Raw genomic sequence first — 13643 nt, 5'->3', positions numbered from 1 at the left:
CTCACCCCGTGCTCGACGGGGCGGCTCAGGCGCAGGGGTCGAGGAAGACCCGTCCGAGGGGGCGATCCGCGACGACGCGGCGCTGCGCCTCGGCGGCCTGCTCCAGGGGGTACACCCGGTCGATCGCGGGCTCGATGGCGCGGGCGGCGAGGTGCCCCAGCAGGGTGCGGTAGGCGTCGGCGATCTCCTCCTGGGTGAAAGCCGTGAACAGGAAACCCTCCATCCGCGCCGTCTTCCAGATGAGGTCGGTGACGTCGATGGCGGCCCTCCTCCCTGCGGTGTAGCCGATGCTGACCAGGACGCCGCCGCGCCGCAGCGCGCCGAGGGCGGGGCCGGTGAGGTCGCCGCCGAGGCCGTCGAGGACGACGTCCGCTCCCGCGCCGCCGGTCAACCGCGCGACCCCGGCGCCGAGCGGCTCGCGCTCCAGGTCGATGACCGCGAGGTTCGGCAAGGGCGGGACGGCGGCGAGGCGGTCCGCGCCCCGCACGGTGGAGATGACCTGCGCGGCGCCGAGGAGCGGAGCGACCTGGGCGGCGGCGTGGGCGACCGCGCCGTGGATTCCCGGCGCGAGGACGACCTGCCCCGGCCGCAACCGGGCGGTCTCGGTGAGCGCCAGCCAGGCGGTCAGATACCCCGCCCCCGCCGCCAGCCCGGCGGCGGCGTCGTCGCCGACGCCGTCGGGAACGGGCACGAGGTGGTCCGGCGGGACGGCCGCCAGCTCCCGCCAGGTCCCGTCGCGTGTCGTGCCGTAGCCCCAGCCGCACAGCAGGACCCGCGCGCCGGGCGCGTGCCCTGACGCGCCGGGGTCGGCCACGCGCCCCACGGCGCTCGCTCCGGGCACCAGCGGCGGCGGCTTGCGCATCGACGCGGGCAGGACCCCGCCGCGGACCTTGTCGTCGAGGGGGCTGACCCCGGCGCGGGCGATCCGGATCACCACACTGCCGGCGTCGCGCTCCGGCGGCGGCAGCTCCTCGACCCGCAGGGCGTCCCGCCCGCCGAACTCGTGGAACCGCACGGCGCGCATCAGGCCAGCCTCTGCGCGTTGAGCCAGACGGTGCCGGGGTTGAGCCGGTCCGGGTAGCGGCGGGTCATCTCGTCGAAGAACGTCCTCGGCTCGGGTCTTCCGGCGAGGACCCGGCGGGCGGTGCGCAGGTATTCGGCGGTCTCGTCGAGGACGCGCGGGTCGTCGGCGCGGGCGGCGTCCTTGTGCCCGGCGACCACGGCGGACGGGCGCAGGGCCCGGACCGCGTCGAGGGCGCGGAGCCAGGCGTCGATGCCGCCGTCGAGCCCGCCGTCGGCAAGGTACTGGTGGACGTTGTTGTAGGCGACGTCGCCCGCGACGACCAGTCCGAGCGCCGGGACGTGCAGCACCGTGGAGTCGTCGCAGTCGCTGTGCCCGACCTCGACCGCGTGGAGCGGGTGGCCCTCCAGGGTGAGGCCGCCGTCCGGGAGCACCTGGGCGGAGACCTCGATGTCGGGGAGCTGCCCGGGGAACAGGCCGTCCCAGAACGCCTTCCGCCGCCCGGTCGCCGAGGCGCGCATGAGCCGGACGGTGCCCTCGGTGGCGTACACCCGCGCCCCGGGAAAGCGTTCGGCCAGCGTCGCCGCGCCGAACCAGTGGTCGCCGTGCCCGTGGGTGATGTAGATGCACGTCAGCCGCTTGCCGGAGCGTTCGACCCAGTCGCCGACCCGGCGGGTCTGCTCGACCGTGAACGGCGGATCGACCAACACCGCGTCCGTGTCGCCGGAGACGAGGGTGGTCGACAGCGGCGACCACATCTGCGGCGCCCCGGTCGGCAGCGTGCCGGTGGTGGGGATCGGCTCGGACACGAACACCTCGTACGACAGTGCCGCCGTACTCGACTCGGGCATGCCTGACTCCTCAGCGATCGTCTTGTATCCTAAGGATGGAAGGTATCTTAAAGATAGAAACCCCGGAGAGTGGATCATGTCACACCGCCCGCTGGACCTCGAGCACCTCCGGCCCTACTGCCCCTACTACGCCGCCGCGATGGACATGATCGGCCGCCGCTGGGCCGCGACCGTGCTGCGCGCCCTGCTCGGCGGCGCCACCCGCTTCAGCGACATCGCGGCGGCCGTCCCGGACATGACCCACAAGCTGCTGTCGCAGCGGTTGAAGGACCTCGAAGCCGACGGGCTCGTCGAACGCGACGTCAAGCCCACCACCCCGGTGCGGATCGAGTACCGGCTGACCGAGAAGGGCGCCGCGCTCGGCAAGGTCCTGCTCGACCTCAACCGGTGGGCGCTGGAGTGGATCGACCTTCCGGCCGACCCCTGACCCCCGCAGGCCGGGCGGGCATGGTTCGAGGGGCGGCGAAACGTCCAAGGGACAGCGTGGAGGCATGACCTCTCCCGCCTCCCCGCCCCGCGCCCGGCAGTCCGGGCCCGCGCCCCGGCGCGGCGCGACGCTGGCCGTGCTGTGCGCCGGGATGTTCCTGGTCCTGCTGGACGTGACGGTCGTCAACGTCGCGCTCCCCGGCATCGGACGGGCGCTCGGCACCGGCCTGCCCGCGCTGCAGGGCGTCGTGGACGGGTACGCCGTCGCGATCGCCGGGCTGCTGCTCGGCGGCGGCGCGCTCGGCGACCGGATCGGGCACCGCCGCACGACGCTGCTCGGCCTCGCCCTGTTCGGCCTCGGGTCCCTGGCCTGCGGCGCGGCACCCGGCGCGGGCCCGCTGATCGCGGCGCGGGCGGGGCAGGGCGCGGGCGCCGCGCTCCTGCTGCCCGGCAGCCTCGCCCTGATCACCGCCCTGTACCCGGAGCGGGCCGAGCAGGCGCGGGCGCTCGGGGTGTGGGCGGGCGTGTCGTCGACGGCGCTGCCCGCCGGGCCGCTGCTCGGCGGGGTCCTGGTCGACTCGGCGGGATGGCGGTGGATCTTCCTGCTGAACGTCCCGATCGTGGTGGCGGCGGCGGCCGGGGTGCGGGCCCTGGTCGGCGCCCCGGGACGGTCCCCGCGCGCGGACGCGCCGCTGGACCGCGCCGGGATCGCCCTGGCCCCGCTCGTCCTCGGCGGCCTGGTGTGGACGGTCATCGCCGCGGGCCACGGCCACCGCGCCGCCGCCGCGATCGCCGCCGGGGCGACCGCCGCGGCCGCCGCGGGGTTCGCGGCCGCCGAGCGGCGCGCCGCCGCGCCGATGCTGCCCGGCGGACTGCTGCGCGCCCCCGCGTTCCTCGGCGCCGCCGCCATCGCGCTGATCATGAACCTGGTCACCAACGGGATCCTGTTCGTCGCGACGCTGGAACTGCAGCAGGCCGGAAACCGGTCCGCGTTCACCGCGGGCGCGATGCTGCTGCCGATGGCGGCGCCGCTGGCGCTGCTCGCCCCGGTCAGCGGACGCCTCACCGCCCGGTACGGCACCCGCCTCCCGCTCGGCGCGGGCGCCGCGACCGCCGCCGCGGGATGCCTGTCGCTGCTCGGCGCGGACGGCGACGGCGGCTACGGGCCGCTGCTGCCCGCGCTGCTCGCCGTCGGGATCGGCGACGGCCTGATCATCACCGCCGTGGTCGCCGCGTCGATGCGCGCCGTCCCGCCCGCGCACGCCGGACTCGCCGGGGGGTTCAACAACACAGCCCGGCAAGTCGGGACGGCGCTCGGCGTCGCGGTGTTCGGGGCGGTCGCCGGACCCGCGTCGCTTCCCGGGGGGTTCGCGTCCGGACTGCACACGCTGGCGTGGGCGAGCGTGGCGCTGTGGGTGTCGGCGCTCGCCCTGACCCGCGCCGTCCCCAACCACTGACCCGCCCCGCCCAGCTCTGCCCAGGCGGGAAACCGGTTGGGGGGCGCGGAGGTCCTACGAACCATCCAGACAAGGCTCGAGGAAGTGCCGAGGCAGGTCGAGCACTTCCTCGAATATCGAGCCGGGCCGGAAGGCCGAGAATCACTCAGTGAGTGACCGGCGCCGTCCAGGTCTTGCCCCAGGTGTCGGCGTCCACGACGCCGGTCGCCTGGATCCCCTTCTCCGTCTGGAACTTCTTGCACTTCGACTCGGACTGCGGTCCGTATTTGCCGTCGACGTCGATGATCCAGCCCCGGCTCTTCATCTTCTCCTGCCACACCTCGACATCGTCGCCGTACTCCATCGGCTGGCGGCGCTTGAGAAGGCGGCCCTGGAAGGGCGGAGCCTGTGTCGCGGTCTGGGTCATGGTGACTCCTTCTTTGGTCGATTTCGGACAATTTAATTGTCCAAGCGCGACCCTAACGTCGCAACGCAGCCAAGGAAAGATTCCAGCAAAAGGCCATTTAACTGAATATGCAACGACCAATCCCGGCACTCCCGGCGCAGACGTTGACCTTGAAGGCGAACGGATAGGCGCCCGCAGGGCCAACTGGGGATGACAGGGGGACGCGGGGTTTTGCATATGGGATTGCAGATGGGATTGCACTATTTTGCGGCCCCATCCTCGGCGCTCGCGCGGGCGGGAAAGCGACATCGCACACCGCCTGCAGGCGACGGTTCTCGTTACCGCCGTCGACGAGCCACGCCCCGTGTCCGCGACCTCGTCCGCTCCGCTGGCGGCCGGGCTGAGCGGCGGCAACCGCCAGCTCGTCGCTAGCCTCCCGCAGCGCGCAGACAAGCCCGGCGAGATGCTGGCCTGCTAGATGTCGACCTCGCCGTCCAGCGGCTCTGCACCCAGCGGTCCCTGCTCAAGACGACACCGACTCCCGCGGCTTCCGGTTCGGCGACGTGATCGATCTCGTCCACCCGTCCCCGGCTGCGGACAAGCCGTGGCAAGGCACCCTGTTCTCCAACGCGGTTCTCCAACGCGCTCGACCGGCACCACAGCCGCGATGGCGAGCCCGCCCCCGGCGATGCCGCCGACCCGCGAGACGCTCATGGCGGTGCCCGCCAACGACGGCACCGACCGACTGCGCGCCGGGCATCACCTGGGAGACCCTCGCGGGCTGACCACGTGGGAGGCGTTCATCCGTCCATGGGCGTGATGGCGCTCGTGCGGAACCCGCGGAACTTCGAGCGGGCGGGCGTCAGCGATGAGGTCGCGGCGACGGTGACGGCCAAGATCTCCGATCCGGGGGTCATCGCGCGGTCGCGGATGTTCCCGTTCCGGTTCCTCGCCGCGCACAAGGCCGCACCGAGCCTGCAGTGGACGTAGCCGCTGGGGCAGGCGCTCAACCACTCGCGGCCGACGTCCCGGCGCTCGCCGGTCGGCCGCTGATCCCGGTCGACCGGCGAGTCGTTGCTGAAGGTGCCGGAGAGGTTCGGCGACCTGGGCGGCATGAGCACCGCCGAGGCCGTCCGGGCGATCTTCAGCGGGCACGCCCGCGTCGTCATCGTCATCGACGAGTAGGCGTGGCGCGGCCATCTCGGCGGTGACCCGATCGTCCAGGTCCCGAAGAACGTCCCGGTCTGCACCTGGAACCTCGCCGGGTACCGGGACCGGCTGATCCCGGTGCTGGAGGGTCGCCGGGACTCGTCCTGGCCGTGGATGTAGGCCGTCCGCCCGGACGTCCCGGTCGTCAGCCTGGATCGGCTGGGCGCCGAGCTCGGCGTGTCCCTGGCCGGGACCGGCGGGCGGTCGTTCGTGTGGGACGCCCCTAACGTGTCGCTGACGCGTGCGCCGGGCTGATCGCCGTATACCTGGGGCGGGGCGAGGTGGTGGCGCTGGCTCACCACCGCGTGACCCGGCGGCCCCGGCGGCCCCGGCGGCCCTGCGGGACGTTTAGCCGCCCAGCAGGGGGAACGGGTTTCGGCGACCTTCTTTCAGCGAGCTTCGCGACGAGCACGTGAGGGGGCCGGAGGCGATGAGCATCGTGCGGCCGACATACGACGGCGAGACCGAGGCCGGGACGCGCGCCGGGACGGCGGCGGGGACCGGGATGCCGGGCGCGCACCGGCACGACCCCGGACGCGTCCCCGAGGCCGACGGCGTCCGGCCCGGCCGGGACGCGCGCCACGAGCCCGGGACGGGCGAGCTGGTCAAGCAGGCGGCGCAGCAGGTGTCGGACCTGATGCGCGCCGAGATGCGGCTGGCGGCGGCCGAGCTGAAGGACAAGGCCCGGCACGCCGGGACCGGCGCCGGGATGCTCGGCGGCGCCGCGCTCGTCGCCCTGTACGGGGTGGCGGTGCTGCTGGCGGCGGCGGTCGCCGCGATCGCGGTGGCGCTGCCGGTGTGGGCGGCGGCGCTGATCATCGGCGGGTTCCTGATGCTGGTCGCGGGCGTCCTCGCGATCCTCGGCCGGGCCCAGGCCAGGCGCGCCACGCCGCCGAAGCCGGAACAGGCGATGGGCGAGGCCCGGCAGACGATGGCCGAGCTCAGGGAGAGGGCGACGCACCGATGACCACGCAGGGCAAGCACGGCGCGGACGCCGGGACGGCGGAGCTGCGCGAGGACGTCGACCGAGCCCGCCACGACCTCGGCGAGACCGTGGAGCTGCTCGCCGCCAAGGCCGACGTGAAGGCCATGGCCAGGGAGAAGGCGGCGCAGGCCCGCGAACGCGCCGCCGACGCCGCCGCGCGGGCCAGGGACGCCGCCGCCGGGCCGGGCGGCAGATGGGCCGGGATGGGAGCTGCCGGGGTGGGCGCCGCCGCGCTCGGCGTGATGTGGTTGCGCAGGCGCCGCTCGTCCGGTGGACGCGGCCGCGCCGTCTCGATGCCGGACCGGCTGCGCGGCACCCGCCCGCGCGCCCGCACGCGGCGGACCGCCGCCGGACGGCGGGCCTGGCAGGCCATGCGGACACCGGCCCGGATGCCCGCCTGGATGCCCGCCGCCCTCCGCTCCCGCATGCCCGGCGGGACGCCGCGCATGATGCGCCGTTGGATGCCCGCCGGTATGCGCGGGGGGCTGGCCCCCCGGATGCGTCGCCGGATGCCCGCGGGCATGCGCTCGCGGATGGGCGGGCGGATGCCGGGGCGGCGGGTACGCCGCCGTTCGATCCTCTGAGCGGAAGGCCGGTCATGGGCGCCACCCCCGCCAAGGGCGCACCCGGTACGCCGCTGGGCCTGTCCGCCAGGGCGTGGTGGCGGGCGGCCAAGCGCGCCGTCACGGGCTACCAGCGCGACGGCCTGTCGGACTGGGCCGCCGCGCTCACCTACTACTCCGTCCTGTCGATCTTCCCGGCGATGCTGGTGGTGGTGTCGCTGGTCGGGCTCGCCGGGCGGTCGGTCACCCGGGACCTCATCGACAGCGCCGGGAAGATCGCGCCCGGGTCGGTGAAGCAGGTGCTGATCAGCTCGATCGGCCAGCTCCAGGGCAACCGCGCCGGGGCGGGCGTGGTCGCGCTGGTCGCGCTCGGCGCGGCCGTGTGGTCCGCGTCGGGGTACGTGGGGGCGTTCATGCGCGCCGCCAACGTCGTCTACGACGTGCGGGAGGAGCGGCCGTTCTGGAAGACCGTCCCGCTCCGGGTCGCGCTGACGCTGGTGTCGCTGGTGCTGCTGTCGGCGTCGGTGCTCGCGGTGGTGGTGTCGGGCCCGCTGGCCCGCGAGGCGGGCGACCTGCTCGGGCTCGGCTCGCAGGCCGTCACCGCCTGGAACATCGCGAAGTGGCCGGTGCTGCTGCTGATCGTGGCGTTCCTGTTCTCGCTGCTGTACTGGGCGGCGCCGAGCACCCGGCGCCGGTTCCGGTGGGTGACGCCCGGCGGGATCCTCGCGATCCTGCTGTGGCTGGCGGCGTCGGGCCTGTTCGCGCTGTATGTGTCGGGGTTCTCGTCCTACAACAAGACCTACGGCAGCCTCGCCGGGATCATCGTATTCCTGATCTGGCTGTGGATCACGAACCTGGCGATCCTGCTCGGCGCGGAGCTGAACGCCGAGCTGGAGCACCGCGCGGCCGAGAGCGGCGCCGGGACGACCCCCGACGGGGACCAGAACGCGCCGATTCCGGGCGATCACGGGTCGCACAAGGCCGATCACCGTGAATAGGATCGTCGCATGCTCCGTCCGGACTACCCGATCGAGACCGAGCGGCTGACCCTGCGGCCGTTCCGCGAGGGCGACCTCGACGACCTGTACGCCTACCAGTCCCTGCCCGAGGTGGCGCGGTTCCTGTACTGGGAGCCCCGCGACCGCGAGGAGTCCCGCACGTTCCTGAAGCAGAAGATGAGCGCGTCCACGGTCGAGAAGGAGGGCGACTGGCTCGTCCTCGCGGTGGTGTGGCGCGAGACCGGCGACCTGGTCGGCGAGGTCAACCTGCAGTGGCGCAGCAGGGAGCACCGGCAGGGCGAGATCGGCTACATCTTCAACCCGGCCTTCCACGGGCGGGGGTTCGCGACCGAGGCCGCCGAGGTGGTGCTGCGGCTCGGGTTCGAGGGCCTGGACCTGCACCGCGTGTGCGGGCGCCTGGACGGCCGCAACAGCGCGTCCGCCCGGGTGCTGGAGCGGCTCGGGATGCGCCGGGAGGCGCACCTGGTGCAGAACGAGATGGTCAAGGGCGAGTGGTCCGACGAGGTCGTGTACGCGATGCTGCGGCACGAGTGGGACGCCCGCGACCAGACCTCCTGAGGGCGGCGGTCAGCGTTCGGCCTGCTCGGCGAGCGTCCGGGCCAGGTCGCGGACGTGGCCGCGCAGTTCGCCGGGCCGCCGGACGGTGAAGCCGAACCCGAGCCCGGCCAGCATCCGCGCCATGCCGTCGAGGCGTTCGGCGCGGGCGGTGAGCAGCACTCCCCCGCCGGGCTCCGCGGTCAGCGTCGCGACGGCCGCCGGGACGCGGCGGCGCGCCTCCTCCAGCCCGGCGTCCAGCAGCACCTCGACCTCGTGCGCGTACGGGACGCGGGCCAGCGACATGGTGACGTCGCGGACGGGGTCGGCGTCGCCGGGGACCTCGTAGCGGGCGTCGCCGGGCTCGGCGGACACGACCCGGTCGACGCGGAACGTGCGGACCTCGCCGCTGCGGTGGTCGTGCCCGGTGACGTACCAGCGGCCGGAGTGGAACACCAGGCCGTGGGCGTCCAGGTCCCGTTCGGTGTCCTCGCCGCGCCAGGACCGGTACCGCAGCCGGACGCGGCGCCGTTCCCGGGCCGCCGCGGCGAGGGTGAGGACGGCCGCGGTGTCCGGTGCGGCCGCGTCGCGAGCGGGGGCGGTGAACCCGAGGGTGTCGCGCAGGGCCTGGACGCGGTCGCGGAGCGCGGCGGGCAGCACCCGCTGCACCTTGGCCAGGGCGCTCTCGGCGCCGGGGCCGGTCAGCCCGGTGCGGCGGGCGGCGAGCAGGCCGAGGACGACGGCGGTCGCCTCGTCGTCGGTGAGCATCAGCGGCGGCAGCTTGTATCCGGGCAGGAGCCGGTAGCCGCCGTACCGGCCGCGGTCGGCGGTGACGGGGACGCCGAGGTCGTCCAGCCGCGCGGCGTAGCGGCGGACGGTGCGCTCGTCGACGCCGAGCCGCCAGGCCAGCTCGCCGCCGCCCATGCGGTGGTTGGCCTGCAGCAGCTCCAGCATCGCCAGCACGCGGGTCGTCGGATGTGACACGGGTCTCTCACCTTATCCGGGCGGGTTCTGTCCGGTATCGACCGTAGCGTGGTCGCGACGACGGAGGGAAGGACGGCCGACATGGCGACATTCGTATTGGTCCCGGGGTACTGGTTCGGGGCGTGGGTGTGGGACGGGGTGGCCGCGGGGCTGCGCGCGGCGGGCCACGACGTCCGCGCGGTGACGCTCGCGGGGGTGGCCGAGCGCGCCGCCGAGGCGGCGCCGGACGTGGACGTCGACGCCCACGCGGCCGACATCGTCGAGGTGATCGAGGGCGGCGGCCTCAGCGGGGTCGTGCTCGTCGCGCACAGCGGCGGCAACATGGCGGCCACGGCCGCCGCCGACCGGATCCCGGACCGGATCGCGCGGGTCGTCTACGTCGACACCGGGCCGATGCCGGACGGCCTGGCCGGGATCGACTTCCACGACCCGGAGTCGCGGGCGGCGCTGGAGAAGCGGGTGGCCGAGGACGGCGGCGGCTGGATGATCCCCGTCCCGCCGTTCGACGCGGACGCCGACCCGGTGAACCTCGCGGGGCTGTCGGCGCGGACGCTGGCGCAGATGCGCGAGCGCGGCACGCCGCAGCCGTTCGGGACGGCGACGCAGCCCGCGGCGCGTCCCGATCCGCTGCCGGACACGCCGCGGACGCTGGTCGCGTCGACGATCCCGCTGGCGGAGGTGCGGCGGATGGGCGAGGAGGGCGTCCCGGTCTTCGCCGCGATGACCGGCCCCGAGTGGACGTATCGCGAGCTGCCGACCGGGCACTGGCCGATGCTGTCGCGCCCGGCCGACCTGGCGGCGCTCCTGGCCGACCTCGCCTGACCCGGCCTCCCCAGGGGGTCCGGTCGGGGTGGTCCGTGCGGGAATGTCGCAGGGTGCCGCGATGATGGGGCGGTCCGGTTCCGGCGCGGCGGCGGCTGCCGCTCCGGAACCGGGCCCCGGGCGGGGTTCAGGGCCGGTAGCGCAGGCCGTGCCCGAACGGGTAGAGGACGCGGCCGGGCTCGTCGCGGGCGGGGACGGCGACGGGCAGCCGCCCGCCCGGGTTCAGCTCGCCGAACAGGGCCCCGGCGGCCGATCGGACGGCTTCGGCGGTGTAGGAGTAGGTGGCCAGGTAGGTCGGGGCCTCGGGGAACCAGGCGATGTCGTAGGGGTCGCGGACGGCGATGACGACGACGGGCGTCCCGGTCGCGACGAGCGCCTTGACGAGGTCGGCCTGGCCGGGGCCGTTGTGGCCGGGCTCGTCCTTGGCGTCCCAGGCGCGGTTGGTGACGGCGACGACGAGGTCCCGTCCCCTGGCGTCGGCGGCGGCCCGCTCGATCTGGGCCCGGCTCGGGCTGAGGCCGGTCTGGGTGACGGCGGCGGCGCCGCCGCGGCGGGCGATCTCGGCGGCGAGGGAGGCGGTGGTGGCCGCGCCCCATCCGGTGACGAGGACGTTCCGCGGCCCGGGCCGCAGCGGCAGGACGCCCGCGTCGTTCTTGACGAGGGTGACGGCGTGGTCGGCGGCGCGCCGCGCGGCGGCGAGGTGCGCGGGGGTTCCGACGATGTCGCCGACGCGGGTCTCGTCGGCGTAGGGGTCGCGGAACAGGCCGCGGCGCCGTTTGACGTCCAGGATCCGGTACACCGACTCGTCGACGCGGCGCTCGGTGAGCTCGCCGGAGCGGACGGCGGCGACGACGGCGGCGAGCTGGCGGGGGAACACGCCGGTTCCGGTGGCGTCCGCGGGCGGTTTGAGCAGGACGTCGGCGCCGGCCTTGAGGGCGAGGACGGGGATCCGCTCGTCGCCGTACTTGTCGCGGACGCCCTGCATGTCGAGCGCGTCGGTGACGACGACGCCGCGGTAGTGGAGCCGGTCGCGCAGGATGCCGGTGAGGATGGGCCGCGACAGGGTGGCGGGGTCGCCGGAGGGGTCCAGGGACGGCACGACGATGTGCGCGGTCATGATCGAGTCGACGCCGCGGGCGATGGCGGCGCGGAACGGGGGCAGGTCGAGCCGTTCCCATTCCTGCCGGGTGTGGCCGATCCGGGGGACGCCGGTGTGGCTGTCGGTGGTGGTGTCGCCGTGGCCGGGGAAGTGCTTGGCGGTGGGGGTGACCCCGGCGGACCGGTATCCGCCGACCTGCGCGGCGGCCATGGACGCGACGAGCGAGGGGTCGGATCCGAAGGACCGGACGCCGATGACGGGGTTGGCGGGGTTGACGTTGACGTCGGCGTCGGGCGCGTAGTCCTGGTTGACGCCGACGGCGCGCAGTTCCTGGCCGGTGATGCGGGCGAGGGCGCGGGCGTCGCCGGTGCGGCGACCGGCGGCCAGGGCCATCGCGCCGGGCGACTGGGTGGCGGGCGGCTGGAGGCGGGCGACGATGCCGCCCTCCTGGTCGATGGCGACGGTGGCGGGGATCCGGTGCGGCTGCGCGGCGGCGGCGCGCTGGATGCCGTTGGAGAACGCGGCGAGCTGCGGCGGGTCGGCGACGTTCTCGCCGTAGTAGATGAACCCGCCGGGCCGGTAGCGGGCCATGACCTGCGCGGCGTTGTCGGCCCCGTACAGCTTCCGGTTGGCGGCGACGGCGGCCGGGTCGGCGGTGTCGGCGCTCTTGCCGTAGATCTGCAGGACGAACAGCTGCGCGGCCTTCTCCTCCAGCGACATGGACCGGATCAGCCGCAGCAGCCCCGGGTCCCGCCCGCCGGACCCGGGCGGGTCGGCGTGGGCGGCGGCGGGGCCGAGGGCGGTGAGTCCGGTGGCGGCGAGCGTCCCGGCGGCGATTCCGGCGGCCCAGCGCCGCCGGAGGCTCCCCCGCCCGGCCTTGTGGTTCCGGGGACGGTTCATGACGGCTCCCTCCCGCCCCCGAGAAGTCCCGATGATCAAGCTCTCCGCTGGCAAGGTAACCCGGCGCCGGGGCGTCGTCCACGGCAAAGGTCGACGACGGACGGGCGAGCCGCGCGGGTCAGCCGCGGGGTCAGCCGCGGGTCAGCCGCGGCGGAGCCACCGCATGATCGTCCCGGCGGGCGCGACGGGTTCGGTGAGGGGGTGCTCCTCGATCTCGTAGCGCCGCACGTACGCGGCGGCGAACGCCTGGATGCTGGCGCCCGCGGGGAGGGCGAGGACGACGCCGATGGGTCCGGCGACGGCGGCGCCGGCGAGGATCAGCCCGAACGCGACGGCGGGGTGCATGTCGAGGGTGCGGGCGGTGATGCGGGGCTGCAGGAGGTAGTTCTCCAGTTGCTGGTAGGCGACGACGAACAGCAGCAGCCACAGCGCGGTGGACGGCGCGACGGTCAGCGCGATCAGGATGGGCACGGCCCCGGCGAGGTAGGTGCCGATGGCGGGGATGAACTGGGACACGACGCCGACCCAGAGGGCGAGGGTGGCGGCGTAGGGGACGCCGAGCCCCATCATGGCGATGTAGTGGGCGATGCCGGAGATGAGGGCGAGCAGGGCGCGGGAGTAGATGTAGCCGCCGGTCTTGTCGACGGCGATCTCCCACGCCCACAGCACCTGCCGCTGCCGCCGGGGCGGGAGCAGGGAGCAGACGGTGCGGCGGAACTGGGGTCCTTCGGCGGACAGGTAGAAGCTGAACAGCAGCACGCCGAGCCCTTTGAAGACGACGCCGAACGCGGTGGCGCCGATGCCCCACACGTTCTGGGCGAGGCCGGACAGGTGCCGGGTGAGGGTGCCGGTGACGGTGGGGAGCCGTTCGAACAGGGTGTTCTCGGAGATCCGCGTCCCGAAGGTGGCGTTGACCCAGGAGATGAGGTGGCGGACGTAGCCGGGGAACCCGTCGATGAGGTGGGTGGCCTGGCCGGCGAGCAGGGACCCGATGCCGCCGAGGAACGCGGCGCCGAGGACGGCGGCGGCGATGAACATCAGCCCGGTCGCGGGTCCGCGCCGCCAGCCGCGGCGGGCGAGCCAGTTGACGGCGGGTTCGATCGCGAACGCGACGAACAGGGAGGTGAGCAGGAGCAGCAGCAGTTCGCGGAGGCGTTCCAGCAGCCACAGCCCGGCCATGAACAGCAGGACGACCGCGCCGGCGAGCAGGAACGCGCGGGGCAGCCACCCGGGCATGCGGGCCGGGCCCCCGCCGGCGGCGCGGGCGGGGTGGGGCGGGCCGGGCGCGTCGGGCGGGAGGTCGGCGGGCGCGTAGGCGGCCGTGTCGCCGGGCGGCTGCGGCATGCCCGCACGCTAACCGCGCCGCCCGGCCCCGCCCGGGCGGCGCC

General features: G+C 74.7%; 15 protein-coding genes. 9 read left to right on the top strand and 6 right to left on the bottom strand.

Going from position 1 to position 13643, the window contains the following annotated elements; all coding sequences use genetic code 11:
* Window positions 1-25: 25 nt before the first annotated feature.
* On the bottom strand, window positions 26-1024 hold the full coding sequence (locus ACH01S_RS06345; protein ID WP_067886300.1) for a quinone oxidoreductase family protein: 999 nt from the start codon (window positions 1022-1024) through the stop codon (window positions 26-28).
* Window positions 1024-1872 carry an MBL fold metallo-hydrolase gene (locus ACH01S_RS06340; protein ID WP_067886298.1) on the bottom strand — a complete coding sequence of 283 codons (849 nt, stop codon included), beginning with the start codon at window positions 1870-1872 and terminating at the stop codon, window positions 1024-1026. Before ACH01S_RS06340 ends, ACH01S_RS06345 begins: the two co-directional genes overlap by 1 nt.
* A 76-nt stretch (window positions 1873-1948) precedes the next feature.
* Between ACH01S_RS06340 and ACH01S_RS06335 the strand changes: the two genes are divergently transcribed.
* Both ACH01S_RS06335 and ACH01S_RS06330 read left to right on the top strand, forming a co-directional pair.
* Complete coding sequence (locus ACH01S_RS06335) at window positions 1949-2299, top strand: winged helix-turn-helix transcriptional regulator (protein WP_067886296.1); 351 nt, start codon at window positions 1949-1951, stop codon at window positions 2297-2299.
* Window positions 2300-2363: 64 nt separating this feature from the next.
* Complete coding sequence (locus ACH01S_RS06330) at window positions 2364-3755, top strand: MFS transporter (RefSeq protein ID WP_246237127.1); 1392 nt, start codon at window positions 2364-2366, stop codon at window positions 3753-3755.
* 145 nt (window positions 3756-3900) lie between these two features.
* Here the strand turns inward: ACH01S_RS06330 and ACH01S_RS45750 are convergent, their stop codons facing one another.
* Window positions 3901-4161 carry a peptidoglycan-binding domain-containing protein gene (locus tag ACH01S_RS45750; protein WP_067886294.1) on the bottom strand — a complete coding sequence of 87 codons (261 nt, stop codon included), beginning with the start codon at window positions 4159-4161 and terminating at the stop codon, window positions 3901-3903.
* A gap of 646 nt (window positions 4162-4807) precedes the next feature.
* Here ACH01S_RS45750 and ACH01S_RS43230 point away from each other — a divergent pair.
* The 6 genes from ACH01S_RS43230 (at window position 4808) to ACH01S_RS06300 (ending at window position 8474) form a co-directional block, all read left to right on the top strand.
* A complete protein-coding gene (locus ACH01S_RS43230) occupies window positions 4808-4960 on the top strand; it encodes a hypothetical protein (protein ID WP_157406269.1) in 153 nt (50 codons plus the stop codon).
* Window positions 4960-5130: a TROVE domain-containing protein gene (locus ACH01S_RS06320; protein ID WP_169809214.1), complete on the top strand. Its 171-nt coding sequence runs from the start codon at window positions 4960-4962 to the stop codon at window positions 5128-5130. Before ACH01S_RS43230 ends, ACH01S_RS06320 begins: the two co-directional genes overlap by 1 nt.
* Window positions 5131-5779: 649 nt before the next feature.
* Window positions 5780-6316 (top strand): phage holin family protein, encoded by a 537-nt coding sequence (locus ACH01S_RS06315; protein WP_246237125.1) that lies wholly within the window; start codon window positions 5780-5782, stop codon window positions 6314-6316.
* Window positions 6313-6918, top strand: coding sequence for a DUF3618 domain-containing protein (locus ACH01S_RS06310; protein ID WP_067886290.1), 606 nt, complete (start codon window positions 6313-6315; stop codon window positions 6916-6918). Before ACH01S_RS06315 ends, ACH01S_RS06310 begins: the two co-directional genes overlap by 4 nt.
* A gap of 14 nt (window positions 6919-6932) precedes the next feature.
* Window positions 6933-7895: a YihY/virulence factor BrkB family protein gene (locus ACH01S_RS06305; protein WP_067886287.1), complete on the top strand. Its 963-nt coding sequence runs from the start codon at window positions 6933-6935 to the stop codon at window positions 7893-7895.
* Window positions 7896-7904: 9 nt separating this feature from the next.
* Complete coding sequence (locus tag ACH01S_RS06300) at window positions 7905-8474, top strand: GNAT family N-acetyltransferase (RefSeq protein ID WP_067886285.1); 570 nt, start codon at window positions 7905-7907, stop codon at window positions 8472-8474.
* Window positions 8475-8483: 9 nt separating this feature from the next.
* On the opposite strand, the gene ACH01S_RS06295 is transcribed toward ACH01S_RS06300, so the two are convergent.
* Complete coding sequence (locus tag ACH01S_RS06295) at window positions 8484-9434, bottom strand: helix-turn-helix transcriptional regulator (protein ID WP_067886283.1); 951 nt, start codon at window positions 9432-9434, stop codon at window positions 8484-8486.
* Window positions 9435-9515: 81 nt separating this feature from the next.
* Here ACH01S_RS06295 and ACH01S_RS06290 point away from each other — a divergent pair, with 81 nt between their 5' ends.
* Window positions 9516-10256 (top strand): alpha/beta fold hydrolase, encoded by a 741-nt coding sequence (locus ACH01S_RS06290; protein ID WP_067886281.1) that lies wholly within the window; start codon window positions 9516-9518, stop codon window positions 10254-10256.
* Window positions 10257-10383: 127 nt separating this feature from the next.
* Here ACH01S_RS06290 and ACH01S_RS06285 read toward each other — a convergent pair whose 3' ends face one another.
* Window positions 10384-12255 carry a glycoside hydrolase family 3 protein gene (locus tag ACH01S_RS06285; RefSeq protein ID WP_083980376.1) on the bottom strand — a complete coding sequence of 624 codons (1872 nt, stop codon included), beginning with the start codon at window positions 12253-12255 and terminating at the stop codon, window positions 10384-10386.
* Between the two features lie 141 nt (window positions 12256-12396).
* Window positions 12397-13599 carry an AI-2E family transporter gene (locus ACH01S_RS06280; RefSeq protein WP_083980375.1) on the bottom strand — a complete coding sequence of 401 codons (1203 nt, stop codon included), beginning with the start codon at window positions 13597-13599 and terminating at the stop codon, window positions 12397-12399.
* Window positions 13600-13643: the final 44 nt, after the last annotated feature.

It is taken from the genome of Actinomadura chibensis NBRC 106107, from assembly GCF_001552135.1.
GTDB classification, from domain to species: domain Bacteria; phylum Actinomycetota; class Actinomycetes; order Streptosporangiales; family Streptosporangiaceae; genus Spirillospora; species Spirillospora chibensis.
The sequence above is the reverse complement of the archived record's forward strand: the minus strand, read 5'-3'. Positions and strand labels throughout refer to the sequence as shown.